Annotated in this window: 12 protein-coding genes; 10 read left to right on the top strand and 2 right to left on the bottom strand. The window is 42.8% G+C overall.

Annotated features, from left to right (window positions below; all coding sequences use genetic code 11):
* Positions 1-77 precede the first annotated feature (77 nt).
* Genes NBH01_RS11685 through NBH01_RS11670 form a run of 4 tightly spaced genes read left to right on the top strand, consistent with a single transcriptional unit; the run spans position 78 to position 7377 of the window.
* On the top strand, positions 78-3398 hold the full coding sequence (locus tag NBH01_RS11685; protein WP_250700114.1) for a TonB-dependent receptor: 3321 nt from the start codon (positions 78-80) through the stop codon (positions 3396-3398).
* A gap of 8 nt (positions 3399-3406) precedes the next feature.
* The gene (locus tag NBH01_RS11680; protein WP_117860111.1) at positions 3407-5035 is read left to right on the top strand and encodes a SusD/RagB family nutrient-binding outer membrane lipoprotein; all 1629 of its coding nucleotides are present in this window, start codon (positions 3407-3409) and stop codon (positions 5033-5035) included.
* A 12-nt stretch (positions 5036-5047) separates the two neighbouring features.
* The gene (locus NBH01_RS11675; RefSeq protein ID WP_193759415.1) at positions 5048-6205 is read left to right on the top strand and encodes a glycoside hydrolase family 18; all 1158 of its coding nucleotides are present in this window, start codon (positions 5048-5050) and stop codon (positions 6203-6205) included.
* Positions 6202-7377: a DUF1735 and LamG domain-containing protein gene (locus NBH01_RS11670; RefSeq protein WP_011109247.1), complete on the top strand. Its 1176-nt coding sequence runs from the start codon at positions 6202-6204 to the stop codon at positions 7375-7377. The genes NBH01_RS11675 and NBH01_RS11670 overlap by 4 nt, the downstream gene beginning before the upstream one ends.
* A 135-nt stretch (positions 7378-7512) precedes the next feature.
* Here the strand turns inward: NBH01_RS11670 and NBH01_RS11665 are convergent, their stop codons facing one another.
* The gene (locus tag NBH01_RS11665; RefSeq protein ID WP_130041620.1) at positions 7513-8904 is read right to left on the bottom strand and encodes a DUF4419 domain-containing protein; all 1392 of its coding nucleotides are present in this window, start codon (positions 8902-8904) and stop codon (positions 7513-7515) included.
* A 212-nt stretch (positions 8905-9116) separates the two neighbouring features.
* Between NBH01_RS11665 and dinB the strand changes: the two genes are divergently transcribed.
* The 3 genes from dinB to NBH01_RS11650 all read left to right on the top strand — a co-directional run bounded on the left by dinB (position 9117) and on the right by NBH01_RS11650 (position 13198).
* Positions 9117-10208 (top strand): DNA polymerase IV, encoded by a 1092-nt coding sequence (gene dinB, locus NBH01_RS11660; RefSeq protein ID WP_008760075.1) that lies wholly within the window; start codon positions 9117-9119, stop codon positions 10206-10208.
* A gap of 295 nt (positions 10209-10503) precedes the next feature.
* Positions 10504-12438 carry a heparinase II/III domain-containing protein gene (locus NBH01_RS11655; protein WP_221647179.1) on the top strand — a complete coding sequence of 645 codons (1935 nt, stop codon included), beginning with the start codon at positions 10504-10506 and terminating at the stop codon, positions 12436-12438.
* 58 nt (positions 12439-12496) lie between these two features.
* Complete coding sequence (locus tag NBH01_RS11650) at positions 12497-13198, top strand: BT4411 family hyaluronic acid-binding protein (protein WP_225679009.1); 702 nt, start codon at positions 12497-12499, stop codon at positions 13196-13198.
* A 74-nt stretch (positions 13199-13272) separates the two neighbouring features.
* On the opposite strand, the gene NBH01_RS11645 is transcribed toward NBH01_RS11650, so the two are convergent.
* Positions 13273-13410: a hypothetical protein gene (locus tag NBH01_RS11645; RefSeq protein ID WP_008764567.1), complete on the bottom strand. Its 138-nt coding sequence runs from the start codon at positions 13408-13410 to the stop codon at positions 13273-13275.
* A gap of 326 nt (positions 13411-13736) precedes the next feature.
* Between NBH01_RS11645 and NBH01_RS11640 the strand changes: the two genes are divergently transcribed.
* From NBH01_RS11640 to NBH01_RS11630, 3 genes are all read left to right on the top strand, one after another.
* The gene (locus tag NBH01_RS11640; protein WP_008764568.1) at positions 13737-16454 is read left to right on the top strand and encodes a transglutaminase domain-containing protein; all 2718 of its coding nucleotides are present in this window, start codon (positions 13737-13739) and stop codon (positions 16452-16454) included.
* An 83-nt stretch (positions 16455-16537) separates the two neighbouring features.
* Positions 16538-16975, top strand: a complete 438-nt coding sequence (locus NBH01_RS11635; protein WP_225679008.1) for a DUF8440 family protein — start codon at positions 16538-16540, stop codon at positions 16973-16975.
* Between the two features lie 346 nt (positions 16976-17321).
* Complete coding sequence (locus tag NBH01_RS11630) at positions 17322-17753, top strand: LapA family protein (protein ID WP_225679007.1); 432 nt, start codon at positions 17322-17324, stop codon at positions 17751-17753.
* Positions 17754-17755 lie beyond the last annotated feature (2 nt).

The raw sequence follows: 17755 nt of genomic DNA, 5'->3' as shown, positions 1-17755 counted from the left end.
GTCCTTCTAATATTAGCGTATCTCGACGCTATTTCAATTGATCATAGAATAATAACCAATTAACTAATACTAAAAAGATGCTACAAATTTACGAAAAAAGAGCAGATAATGTTGTTCAAAAGCGAGTCTTTCTCATTTTTTTAGGTCTATTATTGATGCAGACCCTTGCTTTTGCTCAAAGTGATAGTAAAATTACTATCCAGCAGAAAGATATCACTGTAGTAGATGCATTGAAAACTGTGGAAAGACAGTCGAAGATGTCTATAAATTATAGTGATTCCGAATTGAAGGGAAAGAAAATTGCCGATCTTAACTTGGAAGACGTATCGGTGACTACTGCACTCGACGCAATCTTGAAAGGAACAGGTTTCTCTTATCAGATTCAAGGTAATTATATTATAGTTACGGAGAAGAAACCGGCAGCTGCACAATCTGTCAAAGATATCAAAGGGAAAGTAACCGATGAGAATGGTGAACCCCTGATCGGAGTAAATATCTCTGTGGACGGCAGTTCTACAGGGACGATTACAGACTTTGACGGAAACTTTTCGATTAAAAGTCCCGGTAATGCCCGTTTGAAAATATCTTATATAGGATATGCAACTCAACTGATTGCTGTTTCCAATAAGGACTTTTACCCGATTACAATGAAACAAGATACGGAAGTGCTGGACGAAGTAGTCGTGACGGCATTGGGTATCAAGCGGGCAGAAAAGGCACTGTCTTACAATGTGCAGCAGATAAAAAGCGAGGATATAACCGGCATTAAAGATGCCAACTTCATCAATTCACTGAATGGTAAGATAGCCGGTGTAAGTATCAACAAGAGTGGTAGTGGTGTCGGTGGTGCGACGCGTGTCGTTATGCGTGGCGCTAAATCTATCGAAGGCGACAACAATGCACTGTATGTAGTAGACGGTATCCCTTTGTTTAATACTAATATGGGAAACACAGATAGTGGTATCATGGGTGAAGGCAAAGCCGGAACGGAAGGTATTGCTGATTTCAATCCGGAAGATATCGAGAGTATCTCTATTCTGAGCGGACCTTCGGCTGCTGCTTTGTATGGTAGTAGTGCGGCAAATGGTGTCGTTCTGATTACTACTAAGAAAGGACAGGAAGGCAAATTACAGATATCATTTTCTTCTTCATCCGAATTCAGCAAAGCGTACATGGTGCCCGAATTCCAGAACACGTATGGAAATAAAGAAGGTATGTTCGAAAGCTGGGGTGACAAACTGGCCCGTCCGAATTCGTATGATCCCAAGAGTGATTTCTTCAACACCGGAACCAACTTTATCAACTCGTTGACCTTGTCTACCGGTACAAAGCAGAATCAAACTTTTGCTTCGGTTTCATCCACCAATTCAAAAGGTATTGTTCCCAACAATTCTTATGACCGTCTGAACTTCACCATTCGCAATACAGCCACTTTTCTGGACGATAAATTGCAGTTGGATTTAGGAGCGTCCTATGTGAAACAGGAAGATAAAAACATGGTATCGCAGGGACAATACTGGAATCCGGTGATTTCTGCCTACCTTTTCCCCCGTGGAGAAGACTTCGAAGATATCAAGACTTTCGAGCGTTATGACCAGAGCCGCAATATTCCGATACAGTATTGGCCGATTGCCGATGCAACCTATGGTTCGCAGAATCCGTACTGGACTGCTTATCGCAACATCGCAACGAACGAGAAGAGCCGTTATATGTTTAATGTCGGTCTGAGCTATAAGATCACCGACTGGATGAATCTTGCCGGACGTTATCGTATGGACGATACTCATGTTCAGTTTGAACGTAAGGTTTATGCTACTTCCGATCAGAAATTTGCCGAAGGAAAGAAAGGTCTGTATGATTACAGCAATTACAAAGACCGTCAGGAGTATGCCGACTTTATGTTAAATATCAACAAGCAGTTCAACGATTTTAATATTTCTGCCAACTTGGGTTATAGCTACTCTAACTACTGGTCGCTGGCAAGAGGCTACAAAGGAACCTTGCTCGGAGTAACAAACCTGTTTGCCGCCAGCAACATCGACCCTTCCAACGGTCGTATCTCGGAAGACGGAGGTGACAGTCGCGTACGTAATCACGCTATCTTTGCCAACGTCGAACTGGGCTGGAGAAGTATGCTTTATCTTACATTGACAGGTCGTAATGACTGGAACTCCCGGTTGGTAAACACCAGCGAAGAATCCTTTTTCTATCCCTCGGTAGGTCTGTCCGGTATTATCTCTGAAATGGTGAAACTGCCCGAGTTCATTTCCTATTTAAAGGTACGCGGGTCTTATACGGAAGTCGGTTCTCCGGTATCACAGTCGGGACTTACTCCGGGAACTGTGACCACTCCGATTATCGGTGGTGCACTGGCTCCCACAGGCATCTATCCTTTTACTGATTTCAAGGCAGAACGTACCCGTTCTTATGAATTGGGATTGAGTGTACGTTTATGGAATAAACTGAGTGCCGAAGTTACTTACTATAAATCGAATACATACAATCAGACCTTTATTGGCGATTTGCCGGAATTTTCGGGTTACAAACAAATCTATTTGCAGGCTGGTAATGTACAAAATCACGGTTGGGAAGCATCGTTGGGATACAGAGACAGCTTCGGAGACTTTAGCTTCTCCTCCAATCTGACCTTCTCGCGCAATGTCAACGAAATCAAAGAAATGGTGGAAAACTATCGTACCGACATGAGTCCCGAGCCTATCAACGTGCCGGAAGTAAGGAAAGACAATGGACGCGTTATATTAAAAGTCGGCGGCAGCATCAACGATATATATGCCAATACTTTCCTGAAGAAAGACAGTCAGGGGTATGTTGAAATCAAACAAGACGGTTCGTACGGACTCGAACAAGGTGAACCCGTTTTCTTGGGCAAGACGTCACCGGACTTTAATCTGGGATGGAGCAACTCGCTGTCATACAAAGGATTCGGACTCAGCTTCCTGATTAACGGACGTTTTGGTGGTGTGGTAACTTCCTCTACTCAAGCTATTCTCGATCGCTTCGGAGTATCCAAAGCATCTGCCGAAGCACGCGATGCAGGCGGTGTCTTACTGCCCGGACAAGGGAGAGTGGATGCACAATCGTATTATCAGCTGATAGGTACGGGTGACTATACCACTTCCGGATATTATGTGTATAGTGCAACCAATATCCGTCTGCAAGAGCTGACTTTGAGTTACAGGTTCCCCGACCTTTGGTTTAAGAATGTGCTGAAAGATGTTACTTTGTCATTCATTTCCAATAACCCTTGGATGCTCTACAGCAAAGCTCCGCATGATCCGGAACTGACTCCGTCCGTAGGAACTTACGGTCAAGGTAATGACTATTTTATGCAGCCGAGTGTGAGAAGTTTCGGTTTCGGTATTAAATTTAAATTATAACTGACCTCATGAAAAAGATAAATCAATATAAACTATTAGCAGGAATCTGCGCTTTGTCGCTCTTTACTGCTTGTGACTTTGAAGAGCTAAACACCAATCCGTTCGAGATGACCGACGAAATGGGCATAAGAGATGGTGTTGCTGTCGGAGGTGCTGTAACAGCGATGCAAAGAGCTGTAGTCACCGTAGGAACTCAGGCTGACGATACGGATGCCATCAACCAGTATCAGGTTGCATATAATCTGTCAGCCGATTCGTGGAGCGGATTTTTCGGACAGAACAATAACTGGTATAGCGGCAGTAATAATACTACCTATTACTTGCAGGACAATTGGGTGGCGGCTACTTATACCAATTCATATACGACACTGCTGTCTTCCTGGAAAAAGATAAAACAAGAATCCGAAAAGACCGAAACACCGGAAATCTTTGCTTTGGCTCAGATTCTAAAGATATCTGCATGGCATAAAACGCTTGAATCTTTCGGTCCCATTCCTTACACCCATGCAGGAGAACCTGCACTGGTGATACCTTTCGACAGCGAACAAGTTGCATTCAATGCTATGTTTACCGATCTGACAGCTGCTATCGACATTTTGACTGTGAGAGCGGAACAAGGGGCAACCATTGTTGCCGATTATGATGCCGTATATGCCGGTGATACGAGAAAATGGGTGAAATACGCCAATTCACTGATGTTGCGTCTGGCAATGCGTATCAGTTATGCTGACGAAACGACAGCACAGAAATATGCCCGTCAGGCTTTGAATCATACATTTGGAGTGATGACTTCGAAATCAGACGAAGCCCAGATGAGTACCGGAGCCGGAATGGTCTTTCGTAACAACATCGAGTGGCTGGCCAATCAGTATAATGAGTGTCGCATGGGCTCTTCCATGTTTTCTTATTTGTTGGGTTATCAGGACCCGCGTCTGAGTGCTTATTTTGAAGCTTCTCCCAGTGCGTATGCGGTAGCGGCTTTTGACGGGAAAAACTATCAGGCGGTGCCTCCCGGCAATGCCAATCAGCAAAATACGATTTATACCGATTTCTCCAAGCCCAATATTACCTCGAACACTCCGACTTACTGGATGCGTGCTTCCGAAGTTTATTTCCTGAGAGCTGAGGCTGCGTTGAGATGGGGAAGCGAATTTGGTGATGCGGAAGCACTGTACGAACAAGGAGTTGCCACGTCATTTGATGAAAATGGTATCAGTTCGTCTGTAGACGACTATCTGGCTTCCGGATTGACTCCGATTGCCCATAATATGAGAGCCTCCTATTACAGTTACAATGCTGCGGCTCCTACTACTGCGACACCTGCCTTCAGCGGTGGAACGGAAGAGAAACTGGAGAAGATCATGATTCAGAAGTGGATTGCATTGTATCCGAACGGTCACGAAGCATGGACTGAGTGGAGAAGAACCGGTTATCCGAAACTGAATCAGGTGCAGACCAACCGCGGACAGGGCGTTACTCGTGAAGGTGGTATTCGTCGTATGGTGTATCCTGTAAGTTTCTATCAGTCGGCAGAGGATAGAGCTAATTATGAAGAAGCATTGAAGCTCTTGGGCGGTCTTGATAAAGACAAAGCAACAACTCAGTTGTGGTGGGATTGTAAAAATCAAATCTATTAAACTATGATTCATATGAAAATGTTAAGACGAATATTATATATACTTCCTGTTATAGGGATAATGATTGCGTCGTGTGTCGATATAGAGAGCAAGGATTTTGAACATATCGGCGGTTACAACACGATGGACAATGAAGAAAGTGCACAGTATTATGTCGATCTTCGTGCATGGAAGGCAACCAGTCAGGGTTACGGACGTCCTATTTTCTTCGGATGGTTCAGCAACTGGTCTCCCGAAGGGCCTATTCGTAAAGGATATCTGGCTTCTTTGCCAGACAGCATCGACATGGTATCGATGTGGAGTGGTCCATTCGGCTTGAATGAAGCGAAACTGGCTGATAAGGAGATTTTCCAAAAGAAGAAAGGCGGTAAGATCACGGTTTGTTACATTTTGCATAATATTGGAACTGGTATTACGCCTGCTTCCGTTTCAGAAAAAGTACAGGCGGAAAACCCGAATGCTTCCAGTGAGGAAATCACGGAACTGGTCAATAAGGCAACAGAAGCTTATTGGGGATTTACCAGTGGGGAGAAAGGTGCTGAAGACCATATCGCAGCCATTCAACGCTATGCCAAAGCATTGGTAGACACGATTGTTGCGACTGATTATGATGGTCTGGACATTGACTGGGAACCCGATAATGGTGGTGACGGCGGAAGATACGTAGGCAGTCTGAAAGACCGCAGGGGTGGTCCGCGTGGTGAGTTTCTGCATTATCTGGTAGAAGAGATAGGAAAATACTTTGGTCCGATGGCAACCGAGCGTCCGAATGGTAAGTATTACTATTTTATGATTGACGGTGAAATATGGAACTCTAACAAAGAATCTGCTCCTTATTTTGACTATTTCATCACTCAGGCGTATGGCGACTCCAATCTCGACCGAAGAGTGAGTACCTTGCAAAGCTGGTGTGGAGAGTATTATGACTATCGTAAGCACATCTTTACAGAGAACTTTGAGTCATCCTGGACTACCGGTGGTGTACTTTTGACTCAGGCTGCTTATAACCATGCCAATGGACCGAAAGGTGGCGTCGGTGCTTTCCGACTTGATAATGACTATGATAATGCCCGTGATTACAATTTTGTGCGTCATGCTATACAGATCAATCTGCAGGCTTATCAGGAATATATGGACAATCAATCTAATGAAAATACAGAACAGCAATGAAACGTATCAAAATCTTATATGCAGGTGCACTAGTTGCATTGTCTTTCTCTAGTGTGGGTTGCAACGACAGCGAAAGCGATCTGTTGGAGCCGAAACTTTACTTTGAAAGTAATGTGATAAGAGTGGAAGTTGAAGCGGATACCTACGAGTGCGAATTGGTGTCGCGGCTTTCAACGATGGTAAAGAGTAACGTAAATGTGAACTATCAGGTAGGAGGGCAGGACCTTGTGGATGACTACAATCATAAACACGGGACGACCGGACAGCTTCTGGCGACTGATAACTATGAAATGACAGGAACTTCTTCGACCATTAAAGCAGGCGAACTGTATGCTGATCCCTGCGGATTGTCGGTAAAGAACATTACCAAGGGGGAAGACGGGGTAACGTATATTCTGCCCGTAATAGTGAACAGTACGGACATTGAAAAGATAAGCAGTTCGAGCGTGACTTATATTGTAGTAAGGAAACCAATTATTATTGATAAGGTATACCGTATCAATCCGGGCTGGCTTGATGTACGTCTGCCGACTGCTTATAAAACAATGGGTTCTGTCACCTACGAAGCATTGGTTTATGCCGAACGTTGGAAGAATCTGGGCACCATTATGGGCAATGAAGGTACTTTGATTATGCGTACCGGTGACTTGAATCATCCTGATAACGAGCTTCAAATGGCCGGAAGTGTTGCACTTCAGATGCCCGATGTATCCATATTCCTGTTGAATCAGTGGTATCATGTAGCGTTCACTTACGATGCTTCTGCGGGAATGGCTACTCTCTATCTCAATGGAGAGAAAATAGCAGAAAAGACGGTAGGCTCACTGACATTCGACTTGAACGAACGTTTCTGTATCGGTTATGCTTATGACTATGACCGGAATCGTAAATGGAACGGATTTATGAGTGAAGTCCGTTTATGGTCGGTAGCCCGTACTGCGAATCAGATTCGTGAAAATATGATGTTTGTCGATTCAGGTTCAGATGGTCTGGTCGGTTACTGGAAGCTGAATGGAGAAGACATCGAACAACGGGACGGAGTGTGGTATGTACTCGATCAGTCGCCGAATCATAATGACGCAACTTCCAATAATGGTTTGCGTGGTGAAACCGGTGGTAGTCAGTCTTTTGTAGAGCCGACAGTAGTAGATATGAGGGTTCGGCTTGAATAAATATAGGTTTGTTTTCTAGGTAGATTAAATAGCGGGGGCTGAATTCTCAATGCAGAATTCAGCCCCTATTTTTTATTTATATGAAATCCAGATTATTCCTTTTATGTTTCTGTGAATTACTCGGTAATATTTTTGTTATATTCTACTTCCGTTTATCTTAATGTCGGTATTGGGAAATAAAGTTTTGATACGTTGCATCTCTTCTTTAGTAATTCTGCCGGATAGCTTCAACCTTTCGATTTTCACTTTTGACAGTTCGTCCGGTATATCAATTTCATTAATAAAGGTAAGCTCCAACTGTTTTATTTCTTCAAGTTTCAGCAGGACGGAAGGGAACTCTTTCACTCTAAGGTTGATACCCCTGCCTTTGGCATCGGCTTTCAATCTGTTTATGAGTCCGGTGTTGTCTGTGTTTTTCTTTTTGACCATCCAGCCAATTTGTGGTCTCAGTGCAAAATTCTCATTGTTTTGTTTGAGTCCGATGAAACCGGACCACAACTCCAGTGGTGTTTCAATTACGGTGTCATTGTATGCTTCAATATACTTTAAATCAACTTTTACTATCTCGCTCGGAAGCTTTTTACGCCCCACAATCTGTTTTAGATTATTTCTTTTCCCCTCATTGTCGTAAGGAAAGAATTTAATGATCCATCCATCAAAAGTCTCGGGAGCTCCGCATGACTTTGGCGAATGACATTTAAACATATTGCGCCAAAACTCTTGGTTTACTGTTCCCTTTGATGCCTTCACAAACTCCTCCAAAAGAGGTTCAAGTTGTGAAATCCACCATTCGAGTTTATATTCTTTTAGTCCTCTGGCTTTATTTAAAACTTTTTCCCAGTCTTGTGGTGTCCCTTCAAGCGTGATTTCCGGAATACCGCAAACAATCATTATGGTGATAAACTCGAAGTATGATTTTACCGTTTCCATTATTGTTATTTCAGAAACAGTCTTTTCCAAAGAGGTCGTTGTAGAGAAATTACAAGTGAGTGTTTCAACCAAATGGCCTCCTACCTCTTTTCTTATCTGTTCCGTAAACTGCGGGAAAATTTCTTCCCATAAAAGACTCGGGTCTTTCAGTTTCTTATGGGATTGTACAATTAAAGATTCCTTTCCGGAGAAATTTACAAAATATTTTCTCAAAGACTCATGGTTGGCATTCACATGTTGGGCAAAACCTTGATTAATCAGTAGCCAAATCATATCCGGAGATAAAACGAACGGCCTATGATCTGCATAAGCCTGATACATACCGCAGAAAAAAGAATTATACCCGAAGTATAATAAACTGTCAGGAGATTCACTCTTGGCTATTACATTAAATGGAGGTTTCCAGATGTCTTTTTCTGTAATTCGAATGGTTGATTCATTGTCAAATAGCATCAGATATCTGTAGATTTCATCAGGGGAAGCCACGGGATATAATTTTTCGGGCTTGGAGAGTTGTTCAACTTCAAAAGTAATTCCATTTTGAGCAACTATGGAAGTGCTGCATAGAATGAATAAATAGAATAGTAGTTTTTTCATAATACTAAATTTACTTTATGGTTTGTATTTCAAATATTTTCCTGTTGATAGATTATAGATAACAATATACAAATATAGTATTATTAGAAATGGAATCGCTATGATATCGAATCTTTTTTATGTCCTGTGCCTCTAAAAAAATAGGTGCATATTATTTTAGAGGCTGTTTATTCGGAAAATTATAGTAAGTTTGCTATGGAATTTGAATACAAGTGTTTCAGCGTAAGATAATACATATCGATATGGACGCTTTCTACGCCTCTGTAGAACAGCGTGATCATCCGGAACTTCGTGGCAAACCCTTGGCGGTGGGACATGCCGAGGAGCGGGGAGTTGTGGCAGCAGCCAGTTATGAAGCCCGTCGTTACGGGGTCCGTTCTGCCATGTCTTCTCAGAAGGCGAAACGTTTATGTCCCCAGCTTATTTTTGTATCCGGAAGAATGGATGTTTATAAGTCCGTCTCCCGTCAGATACACGAAATCTTTCATGAGTATACCGATATAATTGAGCCTCTGTCTTTGGATGAGGCCTTTTTGGATGTTACGGAGAATAAGAAAGGAATCTCTCTGGCAGTTGATATTGCAAAGGAGATAAAACTTCGTATCCGGGAACAGTTGAACCTGGTCGCATCTGCCGGAGTCTCCTATAATAAATTTCTTGCAAAGATTGCATCGGACTATCGGAAACCGGATGGACTGTGTACCATACATCCTGACCAGGCGCTGGACTTCATAGCCGGACTTCCGATCGAGTCTTTTTGGGGAGTAGGACCTGTGACAGCAAAGAAGATGCATTTGCTTGGTATTCACAATGGTCTTCAATTACGTAAATGCTCGCTCGAAATGCTGACGGCCCACTTTGGAAAGGTGGGGGCACTCTATTATGAATGTTCGCGAGGGATTGATGAACGTCCGGTTGAGGCGGTTCGTATTCGGAAGTCTATCGGTTGTGAACGAACGCTGGAAAGAGATATATCGGTTCATTCTTCCGTTATCATTGAATTGTATCATGTAGCGGTAGAATTAATAGAACGTCTTCAACGTAAAGAGTTTAAAGGAAATACATTGACTCTGAAGATTAAGTTTCATGATTTTAGTCAGATAACCCGAAGTATTACGCAGTCGCAGGAGCTGTATACATTAGACCGCATACTTCCACTCGCTAAAGAGTTATTGAAAAGTGTGGAGTACGAACAGCATCCTATCCGCCTGATCGGGCTTTCTGTTTCCAATCCGAAAGAGGAGGCGGATGAACAGCATGGAGTTTGGGAGCAGCTCAGTTTTGAGTTTAGCGATTGGGAATAAAGTTCAGGTTTTACCATCGGTGGAGATTTTATAGAAGCTCAAATGAAGTATCTGTTTATAATCAACAGGATGTTTTTCAAACGGAACCTCTGTTTACTCTGAATGAAGGCTCTGTTTGCCCTAAATAGAAGGTCTGTTTGCTTTGAACAGAGCGTCTGTTTCACGAGAGGGCTGAGAGCTTCTGGATGTACTTTTTTTGAAGTCTGTACTTTTTTGTCATGAGGTTCGTATGATTTGCTCACCTTACTTTTTGAGAGATGCGTTATCTTTGCCATACTTAAACGAACAAAATACCATGAATCGAATGAAGCATTTAATTTGTGTTTTTCTGTTAGCTACCTTTGGAAGTTTCTCTTTCAAAGCCAATGCCTATACAGAACGCGATATGCTGCAAAAAGCGGCAGATGAAACTACGTTGAAAAATGTGCTGGTAATGAAACAGGCATGGGTACCTTATCCGGCCTATACTGATCGTGCTGCTTGGGACTCATTGATGGGGCCCAACAAGCAGCGTCTTATCGCGGCAGGCGAGAAGCTCCTCGATTATAAATGGCAACTGATCCCTGCTACCGCCTATCTTGAATATGAGCGGACCGGTAATCGTAAAATCATGGAAGTTCCCTATGACGCCAACCGTCAGGCATTGAATACGCTGATGCTGGCAGAACTGGCGGAAGGCAAAGGACGCTTCATCGATCAGCTGCTCAACGGAGCTTATATGAGTTGCGAAATGAATTCATGGGTACTGTCTGCTCACCTGCCCCGGCAAAGCAGCAAACGTTCTCTTCCTGATTTCCGCGAACAGATCATTGATCTTGGTTCCGGCGGATATGGTGCATTGATGGCTTGGGTGCACTATTTCTTCCGTAAACCTTTCGACAAAATCAATCCGGTGGTTTCTCTGCAAATGCGCAAAGCTATAAAGGAGCGTATCCTTGACCCTTATATGAACGATGACGATATGTGGTGGATGGCGTTCAACTGGCAGCCGGGCGAGATTATCAATAACTGGAATCCTTGGTGCAACTCCAATGCTTTGCAGTGTTTCCTTTTGATGGAGAACAATAAAGACCGTTTGGCAAAAGCTGTATACCGTTCGATGAAATCGGTGGATAAGTTTATCAACTTTGTGAAGTCTGACGGTGCTTGCGAAGAAGGAACTTCTTATTGGGGACACGCGGCAGGTAAGCTTTATGATTATTTGCAAATACTTTCTGATGGTACAGGTGGTAAAATATCCCTGTTGAATGAACCGATGATCCGGCGTATGGGAGAGTATATGTCCCGTTCTTATATCGGTAATGGTTGGGTGGTGAACTTTGCCGATGCTTCCGCGCAAGGTGGTGGCGATCCTCTGTTGATCTATCGTTTTGGTAAAGCGGTAAACAGCGATGAAATGATGCATTTTGCAGCTTATCTGCTGAATGGTAGAAAACCGTATGCGACCATGGGGAATGATGCATTCCGCTCGCTCCAGTCTCTGCTCTGCTGCAATGATCTTGCCAAAGAGACTCCAAAGCATGATATGCCGGACGTGACTTGGTATCCCGAAACGGAGTTCTGTTACATGAAGAATAAGAATGGAATGTTCGTGGCTGCCAAAGGCGGATTCAACAACGAAAGTCATAATCATAATGATGTGGGAACGTTTTCCTTATATGTGAATACAATTCCCGTAATCCTTGATGCAGGAGTAGGTACATATACCAAGCAGACATTCGGTAAAGACCGTTACACCATCTGGACAATGCAGAGTAATTATCATAATCTGCCGATGATTAATGGTATACCGCAGAAATACGGACAGGAATACAAAGCGACAAATACCATTTGCAATGAAAAGAAACGCATATTCTCTACTGATATTGCTGCCGCCTATCCGTCGGAAGCAAAAGTGAAAAGCTGGATTCGGTCGTATACACTGGATGACCGGAAACTGACGATTACCGACAGCTACACGCTGGATGAGGCCGTAGCTCCCAATCAGGTGAATTTCATGACTTGGGGCAATGTCACTTTCCCGTCCTTGGGCAAAATTCAGATTGAAGTAAAGGGGCAGAAAGTGGAACTGGACTATCCGATTCAGTTCAAAGCCGAACTGGAAACAATCCAATTGGACGATCCGCGCCTCTCTAATGTATGGGGTAAGGAGATTTATCGCATCACACTAAAAACAAACGAAAAGAAAGAATCTGGAAATTATAAGTTTGTTATTCAACAAATAAAATAGGATTCAGCAAGCAGAGTGAAAATAAGAAATAACGTATAAACAATAAAATCGCAGTAAGATGAAAAAAGTATTATTAGTTAGTCTTGTGGCTATCGCAGGAGTAAGCGTCAGTGCGCAGAATCTGATCAAAAATGAAAAGTTTGCTACGGAAGTAACGAACAAGGTAACCAACCCTAACAAGGCTACGGCAGGTGAGTGGTTCATTATGAATAATGAGGCGGACGGAGTGACAACAATTGCTTGGGAGCAGACCGGAGATGCCAAGTATCCGAACGCGATGAAAATAGATAATTCGGGTGCTGAGAAGAATACATCCTGGTATAAAGCGTTTCTTGGTCAACGTATTACAGACGGCTTGGAGAAAGGTATCTATGTGCTGACTTTCTATGCAAAAGCAAAGGAGGCAGGAACTCCGGTCAGCGTATATATCAAGCAGACGAATGAGGAAAAAAATGATAACGGCAAGCTTAACACTACTTTCTTTATGCGCAGGGATTACGATGCTGATGCCCAGCCTAATGCTTCCGGTGCGCAATACAACTTCAAAATTAAGGATGCCGGCAAATGGACGAAGGTAGTTGTTTACTATGATATGGGACAGGTCGTAAATGCAATCAGTAGCAAAAAATCAAATCCTGCTCTGGAAGTCTCCGATACGGATGATGACGCTGCAATCCTGAAAGACTGTTACGTGGCTATCCTTGGACAGAATAAGGGTGGTGTAGTAGAAATCAGTGATGTGACTTTGAAGAAGAAATAAAAAGAAAAAAAAGAAAGAGCGGAGAACCAGTGTGGTTGCTCCGCTCTTTTCATGATATATATTAGTGTGTTTAATTACATGGCAGGCTGCTTCGTCAGCAGTTTTTGAAGTTTACCATTCAAGGTTTGGCACATTGCACCGTTTCCCATTGCTTGATAACGTTTAATACGGTACTGTAACATCATGATTTTTTCATTTGCATTCTTTTTCATAATTTGTTTCCTCTTTTTTTGCCCTCCACGTTTTGAAGAGCGGTTTTACATCTTGTTTTCTTTATTAACACTGCAAAGATACAAAATGTTTTTGAATTATATGCTGTAAAACATAAAAATCTTCTTTTTCTTATGAATTTTCTTTTTATAAGAGGTTCGGACACGGAGATGTTACAAACCTGTTACAATTTTCCCGTTCTCTTTCCTTGATGACAATATTATTCTTATCTGTCACATTTTTATATACTTATCTAGGCATTCAGAAAATATTCTTGTATTTTTGTGAATCAGCAATCTTATTATCTAAAAATAAACCAAACACTCTTATGAAGACATTCATTCATCTTTTATCCGTTCTTATCCTGTCTGTTGTGCTGTATGCCTGCAACAACGCTCATTTTCTGAAAGAAGAGAATTATCGGAATCAAGTGACCGAAGACTTTGAACAGAAAAAGCAGGCACTTCCTCATGGAGACCTGTTTACTGTTTTTTCGAATCCTGACTTGTCTGTATATGAGCAGGAAGCTCTGATGTTTCTCTATGCTTATATGCCGATAGGGGATGTGACGGATTATTCAGGAGATTATTATTTGGAGAATGTTCGCTTGTCCGGGCAGACGCGTACTGAGATGCCTTGGGGAGATCAGATTCCGGATGAATTGTTCCGGCATTTTGTGTTGCCTGTCCGGGTGAATAATGAGAATTTGGATGACTCACGTCGGGTGTTTTATGGAGAATTGAAGGATAGGGTGAAGCATCTGTCCATGAAGGACGCTATTCTGGAAGTAAATCATTGGTGCCATGAAAAGGTAGTCTATCGTCCAAGTGATGCACGTACCAGTTCGCCGTTGGCATCGGTGAAGACAGCGTATGGGCGTTGCGGAGAAGAATCCACATTTACTGTGGCTGCGTTGCGTTCGGTGGGGATTCCGGCACGGCAGGTATATACTCCCCGTTGGGCGCATACGGATGATAATCATGCCTGGGTAGAAGCGTGGGCGGATGGACAGTGGTATTTCTTCGGAGCTTGCGAGCCCGAACCGGTTTTGAATCTCGGATGGTTCAATGCTCCTGCCAGTCGCGGGATGCTGATGCATACAAAGGTGTTCGGTCGCTATACCGGTCCGGAAGAGATTATGCTTGAAACGCCGAATTACACGGAGATCAATGTGATAGACAATTATGCGCCTACTGCCAAAGCTACAGTGACGGTGACGGATACGGAAGGACATCCGGTATCAGGTGCAAAAGTGGAATTTAAGATATACAATTATGCTGAGTTCTATACGGTAGCCACGAAATATACCGATGCCGAAGGTAAAGCCTTCCTCACTGCCGGCAAGGGAGATATGTTGGTATGGGCATCCAGGGATGGAAAATTCGGATATGCTAAACTGTCGTTTGGAAAAGAAGATGCTTTGAAGTTATCTTTAGATAAGAAAGAAGGTGAAAGCTATACACTTCCGATGGATATTGTTCCTCCGGTAGAAGGGGCTAACCTTCCCGAAGTAACTCCTGAACAACGGGCGGAAAATGACCACCGGATGGCACAGGAAGATTCGATCCGCAATGCATATGTGGCAACGATGATGACAGATGAACAGGCAAAAGAATGGGTGAACGGACTATACGGGAATATATTGCAACCTGAAACTATGAAAGATAAGTTGGCAGCTTTTCTGGTTGCTTCGCGTGGAAACCATCAGACATTGAAGGATTTTCTTTCAGCTATCAGAAAGGAGAAAAAACATATTTCATGGGAGGAAATGCGGGGTATGTGGTTATTAGAGAATATCTCGGCAAAAGATCTTCGTGACGTGACACTCGATGTACTGAACGATCATCTGAAAAACACATCAGATGGAGAAAAAACGGACGCTGATCTGGTGAAAAGGGCGTTGCTCAATCCTCGCATAGCGAATGAGATGTTGACTCCTTATAAAAAGGTACTTTATGATGCAATTTCTGAAGCAGTCTTGAAATCGGCACCTGTTGATGCTGCTCATGATGCCAAAGCATTAATAGAATGGTGCAGAAAAGAGATTAAGATCGATAACGAACTGAATTCTCAGCGGATTCCTATTTCTCCGATGGGAGTATGGAAGTCGCGTGTAGCTGATGAGAAGTCCCGTGATATATTCTTCGTAGCAGCTGCCCGGAGCATAGGGATACCAGCCTGGATTGATGAAGTGACCGGGAAGGTTCAATATTTAAGCGATGGGCTTTCTCCGCAGGATGTCAACTTTGAGACTTCGCGGTCCACACAATCTCGTACCGGCATGTTGAAAGCCAGCTATACTCCGATACGTTCTTTATCCGATCCTAAATACTATTCTCATTTCACTATCTCCAAGTTTAAGAACGGCACGTTCCAACTGCTCAATTATGACGAAGGCGATGTAGATATGGGTGGTGGTGCTACGTGGTCAAATCTCCTGAAAAACGGAGTAAAGCTGGACGAAGGTTATTATATGATGGTGACCGGAACCCGCCTGGCTAGTGGTGCGGTACTCTCCAATACCACATTCTTTACTATCGAACCGGATAAGACGACTACTGTTGACCTTGTGATGCGTGAAAGTAAAGATCAGGTGCAAGTGATCGGTAATTTCAATTCCGAAGCTACCTATCGTCCGGTAGGAGGTACTGACCTGCAAAGTATCCTGCAAACCTGCGGACGCGGCTATTTTGTGGTTGCTGTTCTCGGAGTGGGGCAGGAGCCTACCAATCATGCTTTAAGAGATATTGCGGCTTTGCGCAGCGAGTTTGAACAGTGGGGACGTAAAATGGTCTTTCTTTTCCCTTCGGAAGAGCAATATAAAAAGTTCAACACCCATGAATTTAAAGATCTTCCCTCTACCATTGTTTATGGCATTGATGTGGATAACAGCATTCAAAAACAGATTGTTGATGCGATGAAGTTGAATCAATCAACCCTGCCTGTCTTTATCATTGCCGATACCTTCAACCGTGTGGTCTTTGTTTCTCAAGGATATACGATCGGTCTGGGAGAGCAATTGATGAAAGTAGTACATGGATTATAAAGAGGAGCCAGAGTGCAATAATCGTTAATTCTTACCATTAATACATTGTTATTGGAAAAGAATGATTACGTTTGCAGCAAATTATGGCAAAGTACATTTTTTGCATATTAGCATTCGCATTTCTGGCTTTGGGATTTACTCATATTTCCAATAAAGAATTGCAGGGATTTCAGAAAGAAACTGAGGTCCCGGCAATTGATATGCAATACAATGCGGGAGCAAATTGCAGTGTCTCTTCTGCCGGTTTCGATAAATCATGTAAAGATACTCATTCATTGCTGACTGACGGAACTTACGGCAGTAAGGTCAGTGACTGCATTTTTGATAACTTATCTTTTCCTAGAAGCATTGTTCCTTTCAAGAATCTGAGATTTAATACAAATACTGCAATAATACAGATATTGAGCTCACTGAATACGTTGCTTCCGGAGGAACGTCTGAGCCATACCTGTTTTGATGTCAATTACACTAAATATTCGTGTAAACACTACGTCTATACATTAGCCCATATTCTTATTTAGGCTGCATTATTTTCCATTGGCAGGGTGAGGTATATCTTTTCTCTCTGCCCCTCCTTTTATTTATTGTTCCTATAAGCGTGTGATATATTTCCCGGATACCTAATCAAGTATCGGGATCAGGATATTGTGTTTTCGTTGTGAAACGGGAGTTACGTCGTATAGAAGCAAAGATGTATACCGAAGTGATTCAAGCAAATAACATCTGCCGATTGTTTCTATATGGGTGATGAGGAGTGCCCAATGGGATTTAACTTTCATGTGTGTCTAAATTTTAATAATGATTTACCATTGGGCGCCTCTTCTTTTTTTTGAATATTATATTATAAAACCTATATTTTTTATTGCTATGATTGATTTATTAATATCTACTTTCGCTATGATGGGGCTCACCTTTCTCATCGGTTTTTTTGTTGCGGCAGTCATCAAACTGATTGCTTATGCGGCAGATTCTTTTGATTTTTATAGTTCTCACCGTCTGGAGCTGCTGCGGTTACATCGCTGGCGACAACACCGGCAGAAAGTAGAAAGGCTTGTCAGACAGATACCTCTTCCGGACGAAGGGACTTTAGGAGATTATCGCGAAGATTTCAGCCGTGGAATCAATCGGAATGTTTCTGGCTATTCCGGTTATTATCATGGAGTAAGTCCGGGTGCGTCGGAAGAGAACCTGATGGATTATTATTATCTGCGGGATACACGTGAGTTCTTTCTCAAAGAAGAAGAACTGGCGCATGTCAACAAGAAAAATACAAAGAAATCTACTACCAACAAACAATAAAA

Source organism: Bacteroides sp. B1-V-101 (assembly GCF_023656585.1).
Taxonomy (GTDB): Bacteria; Bacteroidota; Bacteroidia; order Bacteroidales; family Bacteroidaceae; genus Bacteroides; species Bacteroides thetaiotaomicron.
The sequence above is the reverse complement of the archived record's forward strand: the minus strand, read 5'-3'. Positions and strand labels throughout refer to the sequence as shown.

Coding starts and splice junctions, on each gene's coding strand:
- NBH01_RS11685 (WP_250700114.1), top strand. CDS start 78: ATGCTACAAATTTACGAAAAAAGAGCAGATAATGTTGTTCAAAAGCGA.
- NBH01_RS11650 (WP_225679009.1), top strand. CDS start 12,497: ATGAAAAAAGTATTATTAGTTAGTCTTGTGGCTATCGCAGGAGTAAGC.
- NBH01_RS11675 (WP_193759415.1), top strand. CDS start 5,048: ATGAAAATGTTAAGACGAATATTATATATACTTCCTGTTATAGGGATA.
- NBH01_RS11665 (WP_130041620.1), bottom strand. CDS start 8,904: ATGAAAAAACTACTATTCTATTTATTCATTCTATGCAGCACTTCCATA.
- NBH01_RS11635 (WP_225679008.1), top strand. CDS start 16,538: ATGGCAAAGTACATTTTTTGCATATTAGCATTCGCATTTCTGGCTTTG.
- NBH01_RS11630 (WP_225679007.1), top strand. CDS start 17,322: ATGATTGATTTATTAATATCTACTTTCGCTATGATGGGGCTCACCTTT.
- NBH01_RS11640 (WP_008764568.1), top strand. CDS start 13,737: ATGAAGACATTCATTCATCTTTTATCCGTTCTTATCCTGTCTGTTGTG.
- NBH01_RS11670 (WP_011109247.1), top strand. CDS start 6,202: ATGAAACGTATCAAAATCTTATATGCAGGTGCACTAGTTGCATTGTCT.
- NBH01_RS11655 (WP_221647179.1), top strand. CDS start 10,504: ATGAATCGAATGAAGCATTTAATTTGTGTTTTTCTGTTAGCTACCTTT.
- NBH01_RS11680 (WP_117860111.1), top strand. CDS start 3,407: ATGAAAAAGATAAATCAATATAAACTATTAGCAGGAATCTGCGCTTTG.
- NBH01_RS11645 (WP_008764567.1), bottom strand. CDS start 13,410: ATGAAAAAGAATGCAAATGAAAAAATCATGATGTTACAGTACCGTATT.